Consider the following 15,810-nt stretch of genomic DNA (forward strand, 5'->3'; position numbering starts at 1 on the left):
TCCTTGGCACCCCCAATCCGACGCTTGAAACCCTGCCCTTGCGCAGGCATCACCTTGCGCGGGAACACAGGGGGGACGGGACAATGAGAGTTGCCGCAATTCGTGCCGGCGCCGCGCTGGCGCTGGCTTTGGCAGCGCCTGCAATGGCCAGTACGCCCGGCGCCCCCGGCGCGCTCCCTCCCGAAGGCACGCGCGATGCCGAAAACGCGCAGCGCGGCTTTATCGCCACCCTGACCGATCCGGTGATCCGCAACGCAGCAGGAAAACCGGTCTGGAACCTCGATGCCTATGCCTTCGTGCACGGCGCGGCGCCCGGGACGGTCAACCCGTCATTGTGGCGGCACATGACGCATCTGAAACACCACGGGCTGTTTGCGGTGGCACCGGGGGTCTGGCAGGTGCGCGGGTTCGATGTGTCGAACATGACCGTGATCCGCGGCGCAAGCGGGTGGATCATCATCGATCCGCTCACCAGCGTCGAGGCAGCGAAGGCCGCGCTCGATCTGGTCAACCGCGAGCTTGGGGCGCGCCCGGTCAGTGCAGTCCTCTATTCGCACAGCCACGGCGATCATTTCGGCGGCGTGCGCGGTGTGGTTGGCGAAGCCGATGTCGCCGCAGGGCGGGCCGCGATCATCGCGCCTGCGGGCTTCATGGAAGAGGCCACGTCCGAAAACGTGATGGCCGGCGGCGCGATGCAACGCCGCGCGGCCTACCAGTTCGGCACGGGGCTCGCGCCGGGTGCAACCGGCCAGATGGGCAGCGGCATCGGCAAGGGATTGTCCGCCGGCACATTGTCGTTGATCCCCCCCACCGACACCATCGCCGCCACCGGGGACACGCGCGTGATCGACGGAGTGGCGCTCGAATTCCAGATCGTTTCGGGCACCGAGGCACCAGCCGAATTCAACGTGCTGATCAAGCCCGCCAAGACCTTCCTTGCGGCCGAGATCGCCACCTGTTCGCTGCACAATATCCTGACCCCGCGCGGGGCCAAGGTGCGCGATGCGCGCGCCTGGGCGCATTATCTCGACGAGGCGGCGCTGCGTTACGCGCCGCAGGCCGATACGGTGATTTCGAGCCATTGCTGGCCCGTGTTCGGCAAGGAAGAAGGGACTGCCTGGCTATCCGCGCAGCGCGACATCTATCGCTGGCTCCACGACCAGACCGTGCGCCGGATGAACCGCGGCGAGACGATGGACGAGATCGCCGAAGCGCTCGAAGCCGGCCCGCCCAAGGTGAACGCGCGCGAATGGGCAACGCGCGGCTATTACGGGACGATCAGCCACAACGCGAAAGCGATCTACCAGTTCTACCTCGGCTGGTATGATGCGGTACCTGCCAATCTCCACCCGCACCCCCCGGAGGTGCGCGCGCGCAAGCTTGTCGAAGCACTGGGCGGCGCGGACCGCACGCTGGCGCTGGGCGAGGCGGCGATGGCGGCGGGCGATTATCGCTGGGCGTCCGATCTGCTCCAGAGCCTCGTCTTTGCCGCGCCCGACAATGCCGCGGCCAAGGCGGCGCTGGCGCGCTCCTACACCGCGCAGGGCCATGCCGCCGAAAGCGCGATCTGGCGCAACCAGTTCCTGTCCGCCGCAAGCGACCTCATGCGCGGACGGCCTCAGAGCAGCGCATCGCAGAGCAACGACATGATCGCCGCAATCGCGACGCAGGAACTGCTCGATTCCGCCGCGACACTGTTCGCGCCCGAGCGCGCAGGCAAGCGCGGTTACAGCATCGCCATCGACCTGACCGACAAGCGCGAGACCGCGATGATTGAGGTCGGCGAGGACGTGATGATCGGCCGCGTCGGCGCGCTGCCCGCAGCGCCCGCGGCAACGCTGCGCGGCCCGCGCCGCGCGCTGCTGGCGCTGCTGTTCGTCCGCATGCCGGTCGACACGGTCGCGCAGATGCCCGGCGTGACGATCGAAGGCGACAAAGCGATGCTGCAAGCCCTGATCGACAATCTCGACCCGATGCCGCACGGCTTCGATATCGTCCTGCCCTAGAACGAGCACTCCACGTTTGCCGCCTTCTCGTCGCGGGTGATCTCGCTGATCTGGAAGGCGAAGGGCGCGGCAGACGCGAAGGTGAGCCTGCCGCCGGTGCTGCCAAGGCACGCCTGGGTCAGCACCATTTCGCGCCAGCCCTTGCCCTCGGCGACCGACAGGCCTTGCGTGATGTCGACGGCCTTGCCCCCGGCAGTGACGGTGACGGGGCCGGCGGGGCGATTGAGCACCTGATAGGCGATCCGGAACGCCGCGCCGCTGTCGGGGCCGGTGAAGCTGATCTTCGCGCCGGGGCCGAAGGTAATCCGGCGCGCGTCTTCCTGCGCGCGGCGGTCGATCCCGGCCGCGACGATGCCGTTGCCATTGCCGCGCAGATCGGGGAGCAGCGCATTGTCGGCCACCGCCTGCACCTGACTTGCCAGCCGGCCATTGGCAAACCACGCCGCGCCGCTGTCGTTGGTGAGCGCGGCGCAGGTCTCATCGAGCGGGACAGAGGCAATGCGCGGCGCGGCAAAGCCGAGGCCGTAGCCGCGTTCGAACAGCGTGCCGCCCTCGCGCCAGGTCGCCCCGCCCTCGCAGGTTTTGGGCCAGGCAAAGGACAGGCGTCCGGTGGGCTGGGTCTTGCCGAACAAGACGTCGGCCACCCCTGCCCCCTCGCTGCCCGGAAGCCACGAAGCGACGAAGGCATCGGCCGCGTTCAGCTCGCGGTTGACCCACAGGGGCCGGCCCGACAGGAACACCGCGACCGTGGGAATGCCGCGTGCCTTGTAAGCTTTCAGCAGCGCGAGACCTTCCTCGTCGCGGAAGGCCAGATCCTTGCGGTCGCCAACGAACTCGGCATAGGGTTCCTCGCCGAACACGACGATCGCGATGTCGGGCTTGGCGGCGCTGGCGGCTGCTGCGCTGCCCGTGGGCGCGAGCACCGCCGTGCCGCCCGCCGTCCTGGCCGCCTCGGCAATCCCGCCCCAGATCGATGTCGCGCCGGGGAAATTGGCCGCGGTCAGATCGCCGCCGCCCTGCCAGGTGATCGACCAGCCGCCCGACTGCTGCGGGATATTGTCCGCCGCAGTCCCGGCAACCTCGATCCGCGCGCCCGGCTTCAGCGGCAGCACGCCGGCATTCTTGAGGATCACCTGCGATTTGGCCACCGCCTCGCGCGCGATCGCGCGGTGTTCGGGTGAGCCGAGCAGGTTCCACTTGCCCCCGTTGGGCCGCGCCGAAGGCTTTACCTCGCCATCGAGGATGCCCAGCGCCTTTTTCATCCGAAGCACGCGCAGCACCGCTTCATCGAGCCGCGCCATCGGGATCGTCCCATCCTTGACCTGCGCGACCAGGCTGGCGTGGAGCGCCTTCCAGTCTTCGGGGACCATATAGACATCGAGCCCGGCGAGCAGCGATTGCGCGCAGTTCGAATTGGTGCAGCCGGTCACCTGACCGTGGCCGTTCCAGTCGCCCACGACCACGCCTTCGAAGCCCAGCTTGCCGCGCAACTCGTCGGTCAGCAGCGGCTTGTTGCCGTGCATCTTGGTGCCGTTGATCGAGTTGAAGCTGGCCATCACGCTGGCCACCCCGGCGCCGATCGCCGCCGGATAGGGCGCAGCGTGGATCGCCATCAGCTTGTCCAGATCGCCGTTGACATCGCCCTGGTCGACGCCCTGCGAAGTGCCGCCATCGCCGAAATAGTGCTTGGCCGTCGCGGCGACCTTGCCTTGGCCCAGGAAGCCGGCCGTGCCGGCCTTGCCCTGCAACCCTTCAATCATCGCCGCGCCCAAGGGCGTGACGAGCGCGGGGTCTTCGGAATAGCTTTCGTAAGTCCGGCCCCAACGGCTGTCGCGCGCGACCGCGATCGTGGGCGCGAACGTCCAGTCGAGCCCGGTCACTTCGATTTCGGTCGCAGTGGCGGCGCCGATGCGGCGGATCAGATCGGGATCATGGGTCGCGCCAAGGCCGATATTGTGCGGAAACACCGTCGCGCCGGGCACATTGGCGTGGCCGTGAACCGCATCGGTCGCCCAGATCGCGGGGATTACCGGCTCACCGTTTTCGAGCGGCGCGGTGGAGGCTTCCCAGAATTCGTCCGCCAGTTTCAGCCAGTCGGCAGCAGGCGCCTTGTCATTGCCATAGGGGCCGGAATTGCCGCCATTGAGGATCGTGCCGAAGCGGTATTCGCGCACATCGGCAGGCGTGATCGAACCGATATCGGGCTGAACGAGCTGCGCAACCTTACGCTCGATGCTCATGCGCGCGAGCAGCGCCTCGGGGCTCGCGCCGGTTTGCGCCGCGGTGGCGGGCTGCGCGGCGGCGGGCGCACTTGCCGAACGCACGTCGGATACGGTGCCGCTGCAAGCCGATAGCAGCGCGCCCACAGCCGCACCGCACACCAACCGACCCATCATGCTTGCTGTCATTTCGCCAGACCCTCCCAAGTCCGTTCACGTGTTCTTGAGAACGTTATCAAGCGAAGTTATGCCTGCGCCCGGCCCGCTTTGCAAGCATCTCGCACGGGTCTCACCCGCGTCGGATCGCGGTCGCCAGCAACAATGCGCTCAGGCTGGCAAGCCCGGCGAACAGCACGAACAGCGCGGCATAGCCGAACTGCGGCACCAGCATCACGGTGAGCCCCGGCATGATCATCCCCGGCACCGTGTTGGTGAGGTTGAACACCCCGAGATCGCGCCCGCGGTGCTGCGGCGCGGGCAGCACCCGCAGCGTCTGGCTGGCATGAAGCGCAAGGAAGATCGCCGCCGCTATCGCAAAGAGGACATAGCCCGCAATCGCAACCGCGAGCGATCCCGCCGCCGCCATCACCAGCATCCCGCAGGAACACAGCATTGCCGACGCGACCAGCGGGCAGATCGGCCGGGCATGGCGATCGGACCAGCGCCCCAGCACCAGCGACAAGGGCACTGCGCAGACCAGCACGAGGCTGAAGATGTTGGCGACCCCGTAGTCGGGATAATCGGGCGAAAGCGAGCGCAGCCAATAGAGCAGGAACGCGAACATCCCGCCTTCGGCAATCTGCACCAGCAGCCGCGCCGCCCACATCCGGAACACCACGCGCTCGCGCGGGTGGTTGCGCGCCGCTGGCGACACCGGCGCGACAAGTTCATCACGCACCCGTCCTTTGCCCAGCACCACCGCAGGCAGCACCAGCACGCTCACCAGCAGCGCGACCAGCGCCAGCCGCGCGCCCGGATCGATCAGCCCGGCATAGGTCACCAGCGATCCCGCCAAAGCGCCCAGGGCGGGCGACAAGGCCAGCGCGCCGCCCAGCACGCCTTTCTGGCTGTCAGGAAAGCAATCGCCCGCCCATGCGCTCAAGGGGGCGAGCATGAGGTTGAGCGCGACCTGCCAGACCATCACCAGCACGACCATTTCGGTGATCGAACGCGCCTCGCCCACCGCCAGCAGCAGCAGGTTGGACGCGATCAGGCCGACGATGATCCAGGGGCGCCGCAACCGGGTCGCATCGCTCAGCATCCCGAAGGCGATATTGGCGATGCTCGCCATCACCGCGCCAAGGAAGGTGACCTGCGCGAGGGCTGCGACATCCTCACGGCCTTGCAGATCGGCGATCGCCTGCGGCAGCAGCACGGTGAGCAGCGGGACATAGGCCACCGCCCCGCCCGCCGAGGCAAGCGCGAACAGCGCCAGGAACCAGCGCGGCTGGCGCGCAGGCTCGCTTGCCGGAGCCGCAGTCGGCGCGGTCAAACCGTGCGGGCCAGCGCGGCGGGCGTCTGCTGCGGCGCGCGCGCAGTCGAGGCGCGTTCGACCAGCGCGGCGGCGACCTCGATCACAGTGTCCTGATCGGCGTTTTCGTCGCGCGCGATGAGGTGTTCGACCGCGCGGCTCACCGTCTCGGCAATCGGCTGGTCGATTGCGGTCAGCGGGGGCTGCGTGAAGCGCACGATCGGGGTGTTGTCGAAGGAGATCAGTGACAGGTCGCGCGGCACATCGAGCCCGCGCGCACGCGCGACTTCGAGCGCGGCGAGCGCCATCTGGTCGGACGAAGCGATGATAGCGGTGCAATCGGGATTGCGATCGAGCAGCGCGTGGCCTGCGCGAACCCCGCTGTCATAGCCGAAATCGCCGGTTTCGAGCAGGCCATCCGCGCTGAGCCCCGCATCAGCGAGCGCGCGCCGCCAGCCCGCGATACGCCAGCCCGACAGGCTGTATTGCGAAGGCCCGGCGATCATCGCGATCTTGCGGTGGCCAAGCCCGGCGAGCCGGGTGGTGGCAAGATGGGCCGCGCCTTCGTCGCCCATCGTCAGCGCAATCCCCGGCCCCGGCGCGTCCGATCCGATCCGCGCAAAGGGAATGCCGCGTTCGGCCAGAAGCGCGGTGATCAGCGCATTTTCCGAGTGCGGCGGGGTCAGGATCACGCCATCGGGCTGCAACGCCGAAAGCGCTGCGCCCAGTTCGCGTTCGACGTGGTCGGAGTGGGTGTCGACCAGTTCCACCATCATCCGGTAGCCGTGCTGGCTGCAGGTCAGGAACCCGCCCAGCAGCATCTGGTCGACCCAGTCGGTGCCGCGCCGGTCACGCCAGTCGGCAAGCGTGCGTTCGCGGTCGTTGATGGCAAGGATGATGTAGGAGCGCGAACCGCTCATCCGCTGTGCGGCGAGGCTGGGCACATAACCCAGCTTTGCAATTGCCGCGCGCACCTTGTCGCGCACCTGCGGGCGCACATTGGGCCCGTCGTTGACCACCCGGCTTACCGTTTGCAGCGAGACCCCCGCTTCCTCGGCCACATCCCTGATCGTCACTGTCTTGCGCACGCGCGCCATGATCCGCCTCGTCCCGTCCGGCCCTTCGGAGGCTTCGCCCCCGGTTGCGCCACGCCGCCCGATGCACCGGCAAAAGCGCTGCATCGACCCTCAATCCAATCCTGCGCCGATTGCGCAAGAATGTCGCGAGCGGCAAGCCATTTCGCGTGCAGTTTCACACTGATGCGAATGGCGGCTCGAAACAGCAAGGGCTGCACCCGGCGGTTTGCGCCAGATGCAGCCCTGCTCTTGTCCCGTCGCGCGCTTCCTTAGAAGTTGAAGCGGGCGATGAAGGTGTAGCGCCGGTCGTTGCGGAACACCGCCGAGGTGGTACGGTTGCCGTCGAAGTCGATGACGGTCGACAGGTTCGTCGTCTCGTCGAGCAGGTTCACACCTTGTACGCCCAGCTTGATGTTGGGGGTCAGGTTGTAGAAGATCGTCCCGTCGAGCTGGCCGCTGGCATCCTGATAGGTCGCCGAGAACGGGAACAGATCGTCCCGCGGCGTCACCAGGAAGTCGCTGCGCCAGTTGTAGGCGGCGCGAACCGACAGCGGGCCCTTTTCATAGAACAGCGTCGCGTTGACGGTGTGCTTCGAAGTACCGGCCAGCGGCAGTTGCCCACCGAACGGCCCGTTGTTGAGCGGCTGCCCGCTCGAATTGACCGAAGGCGAGCCGATCCCCGAAATGTTCGGGTTCGGGAAGTCGCTGGCATCGATATAGGTGTAGGTGGCGGCCGTCCCCAACCCGTCGAGGAAGCCGGGCAGGAAGTCGAAGGTCTGCTGGTAGGCGAATTCCACACCCTTGAGCAGGCCATTGATGTCGTTGGCCGGACCGCTGATGATCACGTCCTGCGACGTGCCGCTGGCGGTGGTGTAATTGACCAGACCCGTGCCGTTCGAGATGATCCCGGTGATGTCCTTCGCGAACAGTGCCAGACTGATCTGACCGACGTTCGAGAAGTAATATTCGAAGCTCAGATCGTAGTTCCACGCTTCGGTCGGAAGGACGTTGCGGTTGCCGGTGCGCACCGACAGCAGCGGACCGTCGTTGACCCGCCCGCTGAACCCGAGCGTGCCGCTCGCGTTGAACAGGTTGAGATCGGGACGGCTGATCCCCTTCGACACGGCACCGCGGATCACCAGTCCGCTACCGTTGTCGTAGCGGACGTTGAAGGACGGCAGGAAGTGGTCGAAGTTGATGTCGCGATTATCGCGGATCAATTCGCCGGTGTGCAGCGCGGCGAACTCGGCCAGACGGGCACCGGTCAGCTGGCAGAACGCCTGCTGCGGCACACCCGGACCGCCTGCGCCGCGGCAGACTGCCTGAACTTCATCGACCTGGACAACGCCGTCGCCGTTGCCGCCGACATTGACGCCGTTTTCAAGCCGGATCGCATCGAACCGCGCCGGATCGGGGAATGCCAGCACCGAATCGTTGCTGACGTTGGTGCGGACATAGCGCAGGCCGATATTGCCCGAGAGCGAGGCGCCGCCGTCAAAGTCGGTGCCGAAGTCGAGCCGCGCATAGGCCGCCGAAGTGATTTCGGTGACATCCGAGATTTCCTCGGGACAGAACGGATCGCACTGCACCGTCGAACCGTCGAGCCGCGTGCGGCTGCGGCCATTGACGCCCAGGTTGAAGCGTTCGGGCGATTGGCCCAGCGTGCTGATCGCATCCCACTGCTGGTCGGTCACGCCGTCGAGATATTCCTGAAGGAAATCGTCGCCGCCGTAGAAGAACGCGCCGCCGCCAGCGATCGGGGTCGATGCCTCGCCGCGCTGGAAGTTGTCGGCAAAGGGCGTGCGATAGGCCGCTGCGCTGGGGAATTCGTCGGTGAACACGCCGCCGCCGATCGCGAATTCCTGACCCGGCAGGCCGGTATAATAACGGCCCGGCACGAAGCCGCCCGTCGCAGCGCAGCCCGGCCCTTCGTTCCACGGAGCGCAGCCCGCACGGCCCGCCCATGGCGCCGACAGGTTGCCCCAGGTGCTGAAGTTGGTGTTGCGATTGATGCGGTCACGCGCAGCCCAGCGGCCACCGACCTCGACCCGGCGGAAGAACCCGTCTTCGCTCAGGTCGTATTCGAGGCTGCCGGCCAGCGTGTACAGCTCGCCCTCGTTCTTTTCCTGGCTGTCGAGACCGAACCAGTAATAGTTGTTGAGGCCGCTGGTGAAGTAATCCGACGGTGCGCCAACGGGAGCGAGGAACTGGATGTCGGGCGTGCTGCCGCGCAGATCGACCGAAATGTCGGTCCAGGTGCTGAGCGCGCCAAACACCGAATCGCGCCGCAGGTTCGAGCGCAGGCTCTGCATTTCCACCTTGCCGCGGAAGCGCTCGGTGAAGTTCATCTGCGCGTCGAACGAAATGTCCTGCGTCACCGAGTTGGCTTCACGCAGGAAGCGCAGCGAGTCGGTCGGGATACCGCCGCGACCGAAGGGGTTGGCATAGGCGTTGCCGACGTTCTGCGTCAGGATGCCATTCACGAACCGGCCGTTCTCGTCGAACTCGTAGGTCGTGCCCGGACGCGGCTGATTGGTCGACACGCCATCGTCGATCCGGCCGAGTAGCGCGAATTCTTCCGTGGCGAAGGTCGTTTCCGAACGCAGGAATTCCAGCGTCATCACCAGATCGCCGTCGAGCGTTTCGAACTGGCCGACGGCCGAGAAGGCCTCGCGATCGCGATCGAGCGTGGTCGAACGCACACCGGCATATTGCGGCACCAGCACCGACCCTGCCGGCGGGAAGTTGTCCGGCGTAAAGTTCGGCTGATCGCCGAAACCGCCCGAGTTGAGCGGGAAGATGCGCGCGCAACCGGCGCTGAGATCGGCCGGACGGAAGCAGCTGTCGATCACCTGCGAGGAGTCCGTGCGGCTCTTCAGTTCAGACTTCGAATAGCTCAGCTGGAGACCGAAGGTGCCCTGACCGGTTTCGAAGGTGTCCGAAGCAAGGATGTTGAAGGTCGGCGACCATTCCTGCCGCAAATCGCCGTAGTTGGCTTCGACCGAGCCGGCGATCCGGAACCCGCGGCGGTCAAGCGGCTTGCGGGTGACGAGGTTCACGAGACCCGCAATGTGGCCTTCGATCTGGTCGGCCGTGATGTTCTTGTAGGTTTCGACCCGGCCGACGAGTTCGGGCGAGACATCCTCGAAGCTCAGCGCGCGGCCGCCGTTGGCCGAGAAAATGTCGCGGCCGTTGAGCTGCGAGCTGACATAGGGAAGGCCGCGAATGATGACGCCGGTGCCTCGACCGAGAAACGCGTCGGGTCCGAGGTCTTTTCGAAACGGCCGATGTTCACGCCGGGAATACGCTGGAGCGTTTCGGCGACCGAACGGTCGGGAAGTGCGCCGATGTCTTCAGCGGTGATCACGTCGACCACGGTGTCGGCGCGGCGCTTGATCGCCTGCGCGGATTGCAGCGAGGCGCGGAAGCCGGTGACGACGATCGTGGAATCGGCCTCTTCGGCGGTCTCGGGGGTTTCGTCGGCTGCGGCATCCTGCGCCAGTGCGGGGCTGGCCGCCGCGATCGCCAGTGCCGAAGCCGTGCACGTTGCAAACAGGCGCCGACGCGGCGCGAGCCTAACCTTGGTCATGATGTCATCTCTCCCCATGCCGCGCCAGTTGTTGCCCGGAACTGCGGCTGTGGCGCTTTCTAACGCATTTTGAGAGCGTTCTCAAGACTTGTAATCTGTGGTTCATATTGCATTCTGGCAACACATGGGACCGGGGCATCACCCCCGCCCAAGGCCCTGCGAGAGGCCGGTTGGGGATCGAGGAAAACGTGGCAATTGAACGCATTATCATCGTTGGTGGCGGCACCGCCGGGTGGATGGCCGCGGCTGCACTGGGGCGCCTACGCAACGGGCGGCCTGTGGAAATCACCCTGATCGAATCCGAAAGCATCGGCACGGTTGGCGTGGGCGAGGCGACGATTCCGCCCTTTGTCGGGTTCAACCAGCTGCTCGGCATCAACGAGGCCGAAATGCTCAGCGAAGTGGGCGGCACCTTCAAGCTGGGCATCCAGTTCGAAAACTGGGGCAAGCTCGGCGACAGCTACATCCATCCCTTCGGCGCCTATGGTTACAACATGGGCGGGATCAGCTTCCACCATGTCTGGCACCGGCTCGCCGTGGCGGGCGACAAGCGCCCGATCCAGGTCTTCAACCTCGAAACGATGGCGGCCTATTTCGGCAAGTTTGCCCGCACCGAGGATTTCAAGGGCGCGGATGCGCCGCCGGTCAATTATGCCTATCACCTCGATGCGGGCCGTTATGCTGCGTTCCTGCGCAAGCTGGCCGAAAGCCGCGGCGTGGTGCGGCAGGAAGGCAAGGTCGTCGACGTTGCGCTGGATGGCGAAAGCGGGTTCGTCACCGCGGTCACGCTGGATGGCGGAAAGCAGATTGCGGGCGATCTGTTCATCGATTGCTCGGGTTTCCGCGGCCTGTTGATCGAGCAGGCGCTGCAGACGGGTTACGACGACTGGAGCAATTACCTGCCCTGCAATCGCGCGGTCGCCCTGCCCTGCCAGCGCGAGGACGGCAGTCCGCCCCCGCCCTTCACCCGCGCGACCGCCCACGGCGCAGGCTGGCAATGGCAGGTGCCGCTGCAACACCGCAACGGCAACGGCCATGTCTATTGCAGCGCCTATATGGAAGACCAGGAAGCGCTCGACATCCTGCTCGGCAATATTGCGGGCAAACCGCAGGCCGAACCCAATTGGCTGCGTTTCGTGACCGGGCGGCGCAAGAAGTTCTGGAACAAGAACGTCGTTGCGCTGGGTCTTGCCGCGGGCTTCATGGAGCCGCTCGAATCGACTTCGATCCACCTCATCAACACCGGGATCGACAAGCTGATTTCGTTGCTGTCGCTCGACGGGATCACCAAGGTGCAGGAGGATACATTCAACCGGCTGACGGGCCGCGAATATGCACGCATCCGCGATTTCCTGATCCTGCATTACAACGCCACCAGCCGCACCGACACCGAATTCTGGAACCATGTCCGCACGATGCCGGTGCCCGACACGCTGACCGAAAAGGTCGAGCTGTTCCGCGCCAACGGCCAGATCTTCCGCGAGGAAGACGAGCTTTTCACCGAAACCAGTTGGGCGGCGGTAATGATGGGTCAGGGCATCAGGATGGGCAGCCACAACGCGATGGCCGATGCGCTCGATCCGGCAACGACCGCGCGCGAGATCAACGACATGGAGCAATCGATCCGCTATCTGGTGCAGCGCATGCCGGGGCATGGCGATTACCTCGCGCGCTATTGCCCCGCGCCGATGGCCGCTTGAGGCAGCCTGTCGCCGCAGCGGTTTTCTTGACAAACGGGGAGGCGGACGGAAAGGGAGCGGGCGTCCCCCGCCCCCGCCCTGCCCGAGGTTTCCCGTTCCATGACTGAAGCATCGCAAGGCTGGACCGCGCTGGTGCTGGCCGGGCAGCGTCCGGGGGTCGACCGGCTCGCCGCGCATTTCGGGCGCGAGGCCAAGGCGCTGATCCCGGTTGCGGGAACACCGATGCTCGCCCGCGTGCTGCGCACGCTGGCCGATACGCCGCAAATCGCGCGGATCATCGTGCTCGCGCAGGATGCGCCCGCCTTGCTCACCGATCCCTCACTCGTCTGGACGAAGGACGATCCGCGGATCTCGGCACGCGTATCGGGGCCAACGATCAGCGGATCGGTGCTGGCAGCGGTTGAGGACCCGGCGGTCGGACTGCCCGTGCTGGTGACCACCGCAGACAATGTGATGCTAACCCCCGCAACCGTTACGCAATTCATCGCCGGTGCCGGGGCGCGCGATGTGTCGGTCGCCTTTGTCGAACGCGCCAATCTCGAAGCTGCGGTCGGCCCGAACAAGCGCACCTGGCTGACCTTCCGCGACGGCGCATTCACCGGCGCAAACCTGTTTGCGCTAAGCGGGCCGGGCAGTTTTGCCGCGCTCGGGTTCTGGGAGAAGGTCGAAGCCGACCGCAAATCGGTGCTGCGGCTCGCGGCACATTTCGGCCCGGTGCTGATGGTCCGCCTGCTGCTGCGCCGGATGGATCTACGCGCCGCGCTTGAAGCTGCCGGCAGGAAACTTGGCGCATCGGCCGCGCCGGTGGTGTTGTCGGACGGGCGGATGGGGGTCGATGTCGACAAGCCCGAAGATCATGCGCTCGCCGAAAGATTGCTTGAAAGCCATCGCGCATGAAGCGGATCTGCTTTCTGTTCAATCACGACCAGACCCATCAGATCGCGCACAGCCTGCCGATCGCGCTGGCTCTGGCCGCGCGCGGGCAGCACCGGATCGTGCTCGCCTATGCCCGTCCGCAGGCCCGCGCCGAGATCGAACGGCAGGCCGACCCTGCACTGCTGGCCCGGATGGAGCTGGTGCATCTCACGCTGAAAAGCGGCGTGTCGCGCGCGCTGGCAAGTGGGCTCGAAAGGGTGCTGCCCGCGACCAAGCTGCTCATCTACCGCGACAATCTCGATTTCTTTCGCAGTTTCGATGCGATCGTGGTTGCCGAAAAGACCACGCTGCTGCTCAAGACGCGCTATGGTCTGGACAACGTCAAGCTGATCCACACCCGCCACGGTGCGGGCGACCGCGCGATCGGTTTCAACCCCGAAAGCGCGCGCTTCGATCTGGTGCTCGTCTCCGGCCCCAAGATCGCGCGCCGCCTGATCGATGAAGCGGGGCTGGTGCCCGCGCAGATCGCCGAAGTCGGCTATCCCAAGTTCGACCTGTGCGCGGCCAACCGCTTTGCCGACAACTTTCCGCAACCAGCGCGGCCGACGGTGATCTACAATCCGCACCCCTCCCCCAAACTGTCGAGCTGGTTTCGCGACGGCCAAGCGGTGCTCGACGCATTCTGCGGGCAGGATCGCTACAACCTGATCTTCGCACCGCACGTGATGCTGTTCGCGCGCCGATGGGTGGTCACCGTCGATCCGCCGAGCATCGCGCGGGTCGCGCCTCCCGGTCCCGAATATGACCGCGAGGCGCGCATCCACATCGACACCGGCAGCGCCGCGAGCAGCGACATGCGCTACACCAACAGCGCCGATATCTACCTTGGCGACGTCAGCAGCCAGATTTACGAATTTCTGCGCGTGCCAAGGCCATGCCTGTTCCTCAACAGTCATGGAGCCCAATGGCAGGGCGATCCCAATTATCTGCATTGGCAGGCCGGCCCCGTGCTGGACAGCGCAGCGGATCTTCTCGATGCGATCGACGCCGCAGTGGCATCGCATCCGGACTATGCGCCGCTGCAGCAAAGGCTTATCGACGCGACATTCTCGCAGTCGGATCGCCCTTCTGCCGAACGCGCCGCCGATGCGATCACGGCGTTTCTCGAAGGAACCAACGCGTGAACAGTGCAGCTGCCTTTTGGCGTTACGGCGTGATCAAGACGCTTCGCAAATGGCGCGCGGCCGCTTTGTCGCCGCTGTTGCAAGCGCGCGGGGGCGACGCGGTGGAATCGGCCTATGGCGTGCGGATGGTGCCCAACTGGCAGGACACCACATTCCGTTACTGCATCTTCGGCACCTATGGCCGGGACCTTGCCGATCTGCTGCTTGGCCAGCGCGCGGATTTCGCCTTTGTCGATATCGGCGCCAATCAGGGGCTCTATTCGCTGATTGCCGCCCAGAACCTGAAATGTCGGCAAGTGATCGCCTTCGAGCCTGTTCCGGCCACGCATGCGCGGCTTGCGGCGAATGTGGCGCTCAACCCCCAAGCGGCGCGCACCGATCTGCACGAATTGGCAATCGCGGACAACGCGGGCGAAGTGACGATCAGTGTCGCGGCACATCACACCGGCACAGCGACGCTTGCCGGGCGCGGCGATGCGGCCGCGTCTGGCGGTGCGGTGGTGATCCGGACGATCGACGCAGCGATGCTCGAACCGTTGCTCGCGGGCGCGTTGCCGCTGTTCGTCAAGATCGATGTCGAGGGGCTGGAGGCGGTGGTGATCGCCGAACTGGCCAAAACCCCGAGCTTTGCGCGCGTGGAATCGATCTTCTACGAGGTCGACGAAAGATGGGCGAGCGCGGTCGAAATCGAAACCCGTCTGCGCGCCGCGGGCTTCACCCGCTTTGCCAAATACGGGCGCGGGCATCACTACGACGTGCTGGCCAGCCGCGCCTGAAGCACCGCATGCGCGAGCGCATGGCCCGACAACCACGCGCCTTCGACGCGCGGCGAGTGAAGCCAATCTCCGGCGACCCCGATGTTTTCGTCGGCGTCGAAAATTGCGCCCTCGCCCTTCGCGGCCTGCGGCTGCGCGTAAAGCCAGCGGTGGGCATCGAGATGGATCGGGGCAGGCGGCGCAATGCCCGTGGCGGCAGCAAAATCGGCGAGAAGAATCGCGGCAACCTCATCCTTGGGCAGGCCGATCAGTTCCCGGCTGCGGGCGGGACTGGCGTGGATTACCCAAGCTTCGCCGCCGGTGCGACCCGGCTTTGCCGAATTGCGCGCAGCCCAGCTGACCGGGCTATTCTCCGAACGGAAGGTATCGGCCAGTGGCAGCGGCTGGTCAAAGCCTGCCATTACCGCCCAGCACGGCGCAGACACGACTGCTGCCGCGCGGGCGGCCAATTGCGGCGCGCATCCGGAAAGAAGGTCGGCCGCCTGTTCTGCGGGGATGGCGACGAGCACCATCGGCGCTGCAAAGACGCCGTCCGCGGTCTCCACCCGCCAACCGCGATAGCTTCGCTCAAGGCTTTCGGCGCGCGTGTTCCAGCGCACATCGAGCGTGGACGCCATGTGCTTGATGCAGGCATTCATGCCCGGGGTGCCGACCCACGCATCATCCCCTGCCGCAGGCCACGGGGCCGCCGCGCCAGCCGCATGCCAGCCCGCCACGGTTGCCCGAAAGGCCGCGTCGCGCGCAGTGAAATATTGCGCGCCGTGGTCGAAGCTTACCTGCTCGCCAGCGATATCGACCCGCCGCGCGGCCATCCTTCCGCCGGGGCCGCGGCCCTTGTCGAGCACGATGACGCGCTGGCGGCCTGCCACAAGCGCGCACGCCGCGGCACACCCGGCCATGCCCCCGCCTATGA

General features: G+C 66.1%; 11 protein-coding genes. 5 read left to right on the forward strand and 6 right to left on the reverse strand.

The genetic code is table 11. The features are described from left to right. Window positions 1-83: 83 nt before the first annotated feature. Entirely contained in the window at window positions 84-2,006 is a 1,923-nt protein-coding gene (locus tag A9D12_RS00140) for an alkyl/aryl-sulfatase (protein WP_068348431.1), read from the forward strand. Here the strand turns inward: A9D12_RS00140 and A9D12_RS00145 are convergent. The 5 genes from A9D12_RS00145 to A9D12_RS14930 all read right to left on the reverse strand — a co-directional run bounded on the left by A9D12_RS00145 (window position 2,003) and on the right by A9D12_RS14930 (window position 10,361). After that, window positions 2,003-4,402: a glycoside hydrolase family 3 protein gene (locus A9D12_RS00145; protein ID WP_231889653.1), complete on the reverse strand. Its 2,400-nt coding sequence runs from the start codon at window positions 4,400-4,402 to the stop codon at window positions 2,003-2,005. The genes A9D12_RS00140 and A9D12_RS00145 overlap by 4 nt on opposite strands. A gap of 112 nt (window positions 4,403-4,514) precedes the next feature. Further along, on the reverse strand, window positions 4,515-5,717 hold the full coding sequence (locus A9D12_RS00150; RefSeq protein ID WP_068348433.1) for an MFS transporter: 1,203 nt from the start codon (window positions 5,715-5,717) through the stop codon (window positions 4,515-4,517). Then, the gene (locus A9D12_RS00155) at window positions 5,714-6,793 is read right to left on the reverse strand and encodes a LacI family DNA-binding transcriptional regulator (RefSeq protein WP_068353235.1); all 1,080 of its coding nucleotides are present in this window, start codon (window positions 6,791-6,793) and stop codon (window positions 5,714-5,716) included. The genes A9D12_RS00150 and A9D12_RS00155 overlap by 4 nt, the downstream gene beginning before the upstream one ends. A gap of 248 nt (window positions 6,794-7,041) precedes the next feature. Continuing rightward, window positions 7,042-10,002, reverse strand: coding sequence for a TonB-dependent receptor (locus A9D12_RS00160; protein WP_335645793.1), 2,961 nt, complete (start codon window positions 10,000-10,002; stop codon window positions 7,042-7,044). Next, window positions 9,924-10,361 (reverse strand): TonB-dependent receptor plug domain-containing protein, encoded by a 438-nt coding sequence (locus A9D12_RS14930; RefSeq protein WP_231889654.1) that lies wholly within the window; start codon window positions 10,359-10,361, stop codon window positions 9,924-9,926. Before A9D12_RS14930 ends, A9D12_RS00160 begins: the two co-directional genes overlap by 79 nt. 188 nt (window positions 10,362-10,549) lie before the next feature. On the opposite strand from A9D12_RS14930, the gene A9D12_RS00165 reads away from it, so the two are divergent. The 4 genes from A9D12_RS00165 (at window position 10,550) to A9D12_RS00180 (ending at window position 14,897) form a co-directional block, all read left to right on the forward strand. Beyond that, complete coding sequence (locus A9D12_RS00165) at window positions 10,550-12,061, forward strand: tryptophan halogenase family protein (protein ID WP_082925584.1); 1,512 nt, start codon at window positions 10,550-10,552, stop codon at window positions 12,059-12,061. A gap of 99 nt (window positions 12,062-12,160) precedes the next feature. Continuing rightward, on the forward strand, window positions 12,161-12,958 hold the full coding sequence (locus A9D12_RS00170) for a nucleotidyltransferase family protein (RefSeq protein ID WP_068348436.1): 798 nt from the start codon (window positions 12,161-12,163) through the stop codon (window positions 12,956-12,958). Then, window positions 12,955-14,121 carry a hypothetical protein gene (locus A9D12_RS00175; protein WP_068348439.1) on the forward strand — a complete coding sequence of 389 codons (1,167 nt, stop codon included), beginning with the start codon at window positions 12,955-12,957 and terminating at the stop codon, window positions 14,119-14,121. Before A9D12_RS00170 ends, A9D12_RS00175 begins: the two co-directional genes overlap by 4 nt. Further along, window positions 14,118-14,897 carry an FkbM family methyltransferase gene (locus tag A9D12_RS00180; protein ID WP_068348442.1) on the forward strand — a complete coding sequence of 260 codons (780 nt, stop codon included), beginning with the start codon at window positions 14,118-14,120 and terminating at the stop codon, window positions 14,895-14,897. The genes A9D12_RS00175 and A9D12_RS00180 overlap by 4 nt, the downstream gene beginning before the upstream one ends. Here A9D12_RS00180 and A9D12_RS00185 read toward each other — a convergent pair. Next, window positions 14,870-15,796 carry an NAD(P)/FAD-dependent oxidoreductase gene (locus A9D12_RS00185; protein WP_231889655.1) on the reverse strand — a complete coding sequence of 309 codons (927 nt, stop codon included), beginning with the start codon at window positions 15,794-15,796 and terminating at the stop codon, window positions 14,870-14,872. The genes A9D12_RS00180 and A9D12_RS00185 overlap by 28 nt on opposite strands. Window positions 15,797-15,810: the final 14 nt, after the last annotated feature.

It is taken from the genome of Erythrobacter neustonensis (assembly GCF_001663175.1).
In the GTDB taxonomy this organism is placed as follows: Bacteria; Pseudomonadota; Alphaproteobacteria; order Sphingomonadales; family Sphingomonadaceae; genus Erythrobacter; species Erythrobacter neustonensis.

Coding starts and splice junctions, on each gene's coding strand:
- A9D12_RS00140 (WP_068348431.1), top strand. CDS start 84: ATGAGAGTTGCCGCAATTCGTGCCGGCGCCGCGCTGGCGCTGGCTTTG.
- A9D12_RS00145 (WP_231889653.1), bottom strand. CDS start 4,402: ATGATGGGTCGGTTGGTGTGCGGTGCGGCTGTGGGCGCGCTGCTATCG.
- A9D12_RS00155 (WP_068353235.1), bottom strand. CDS start 6,793: ATGGCGCGCGTGCGCAAGACAGTGACGATCAGGGATGTGGCCGAGGAA.
- A9D12_RS14930 (WP_231889654.1), bottom strand. CDS start 10,361: ATGACCAAGGTTAGGCTCGCGCCGCGTCGGCGCCTGTTTGCAACGTGC.
- A9D12_RS00170 (WP_068348436.1), top strand. CDS start 12,161: ATGACTGAAGCATCGCAAGGCTGGACCGCGCTGGTGCTGGCCGGGCAG.
- A9D12_RS00175 (WP_068348439.1), top strand. CDS start 12,955: ATGAAGCGGATCTGCTTTCTGTTCAATCACGACCAGACCCATCAGATC.
- A9D12_RS00185 (WP_231889655.1), bottom strand. CDS start 15,796: ATGGCCGGGTGTGCCGCGGCGTGCGCGCTTGTGGCAGGCCGCCAGCGC.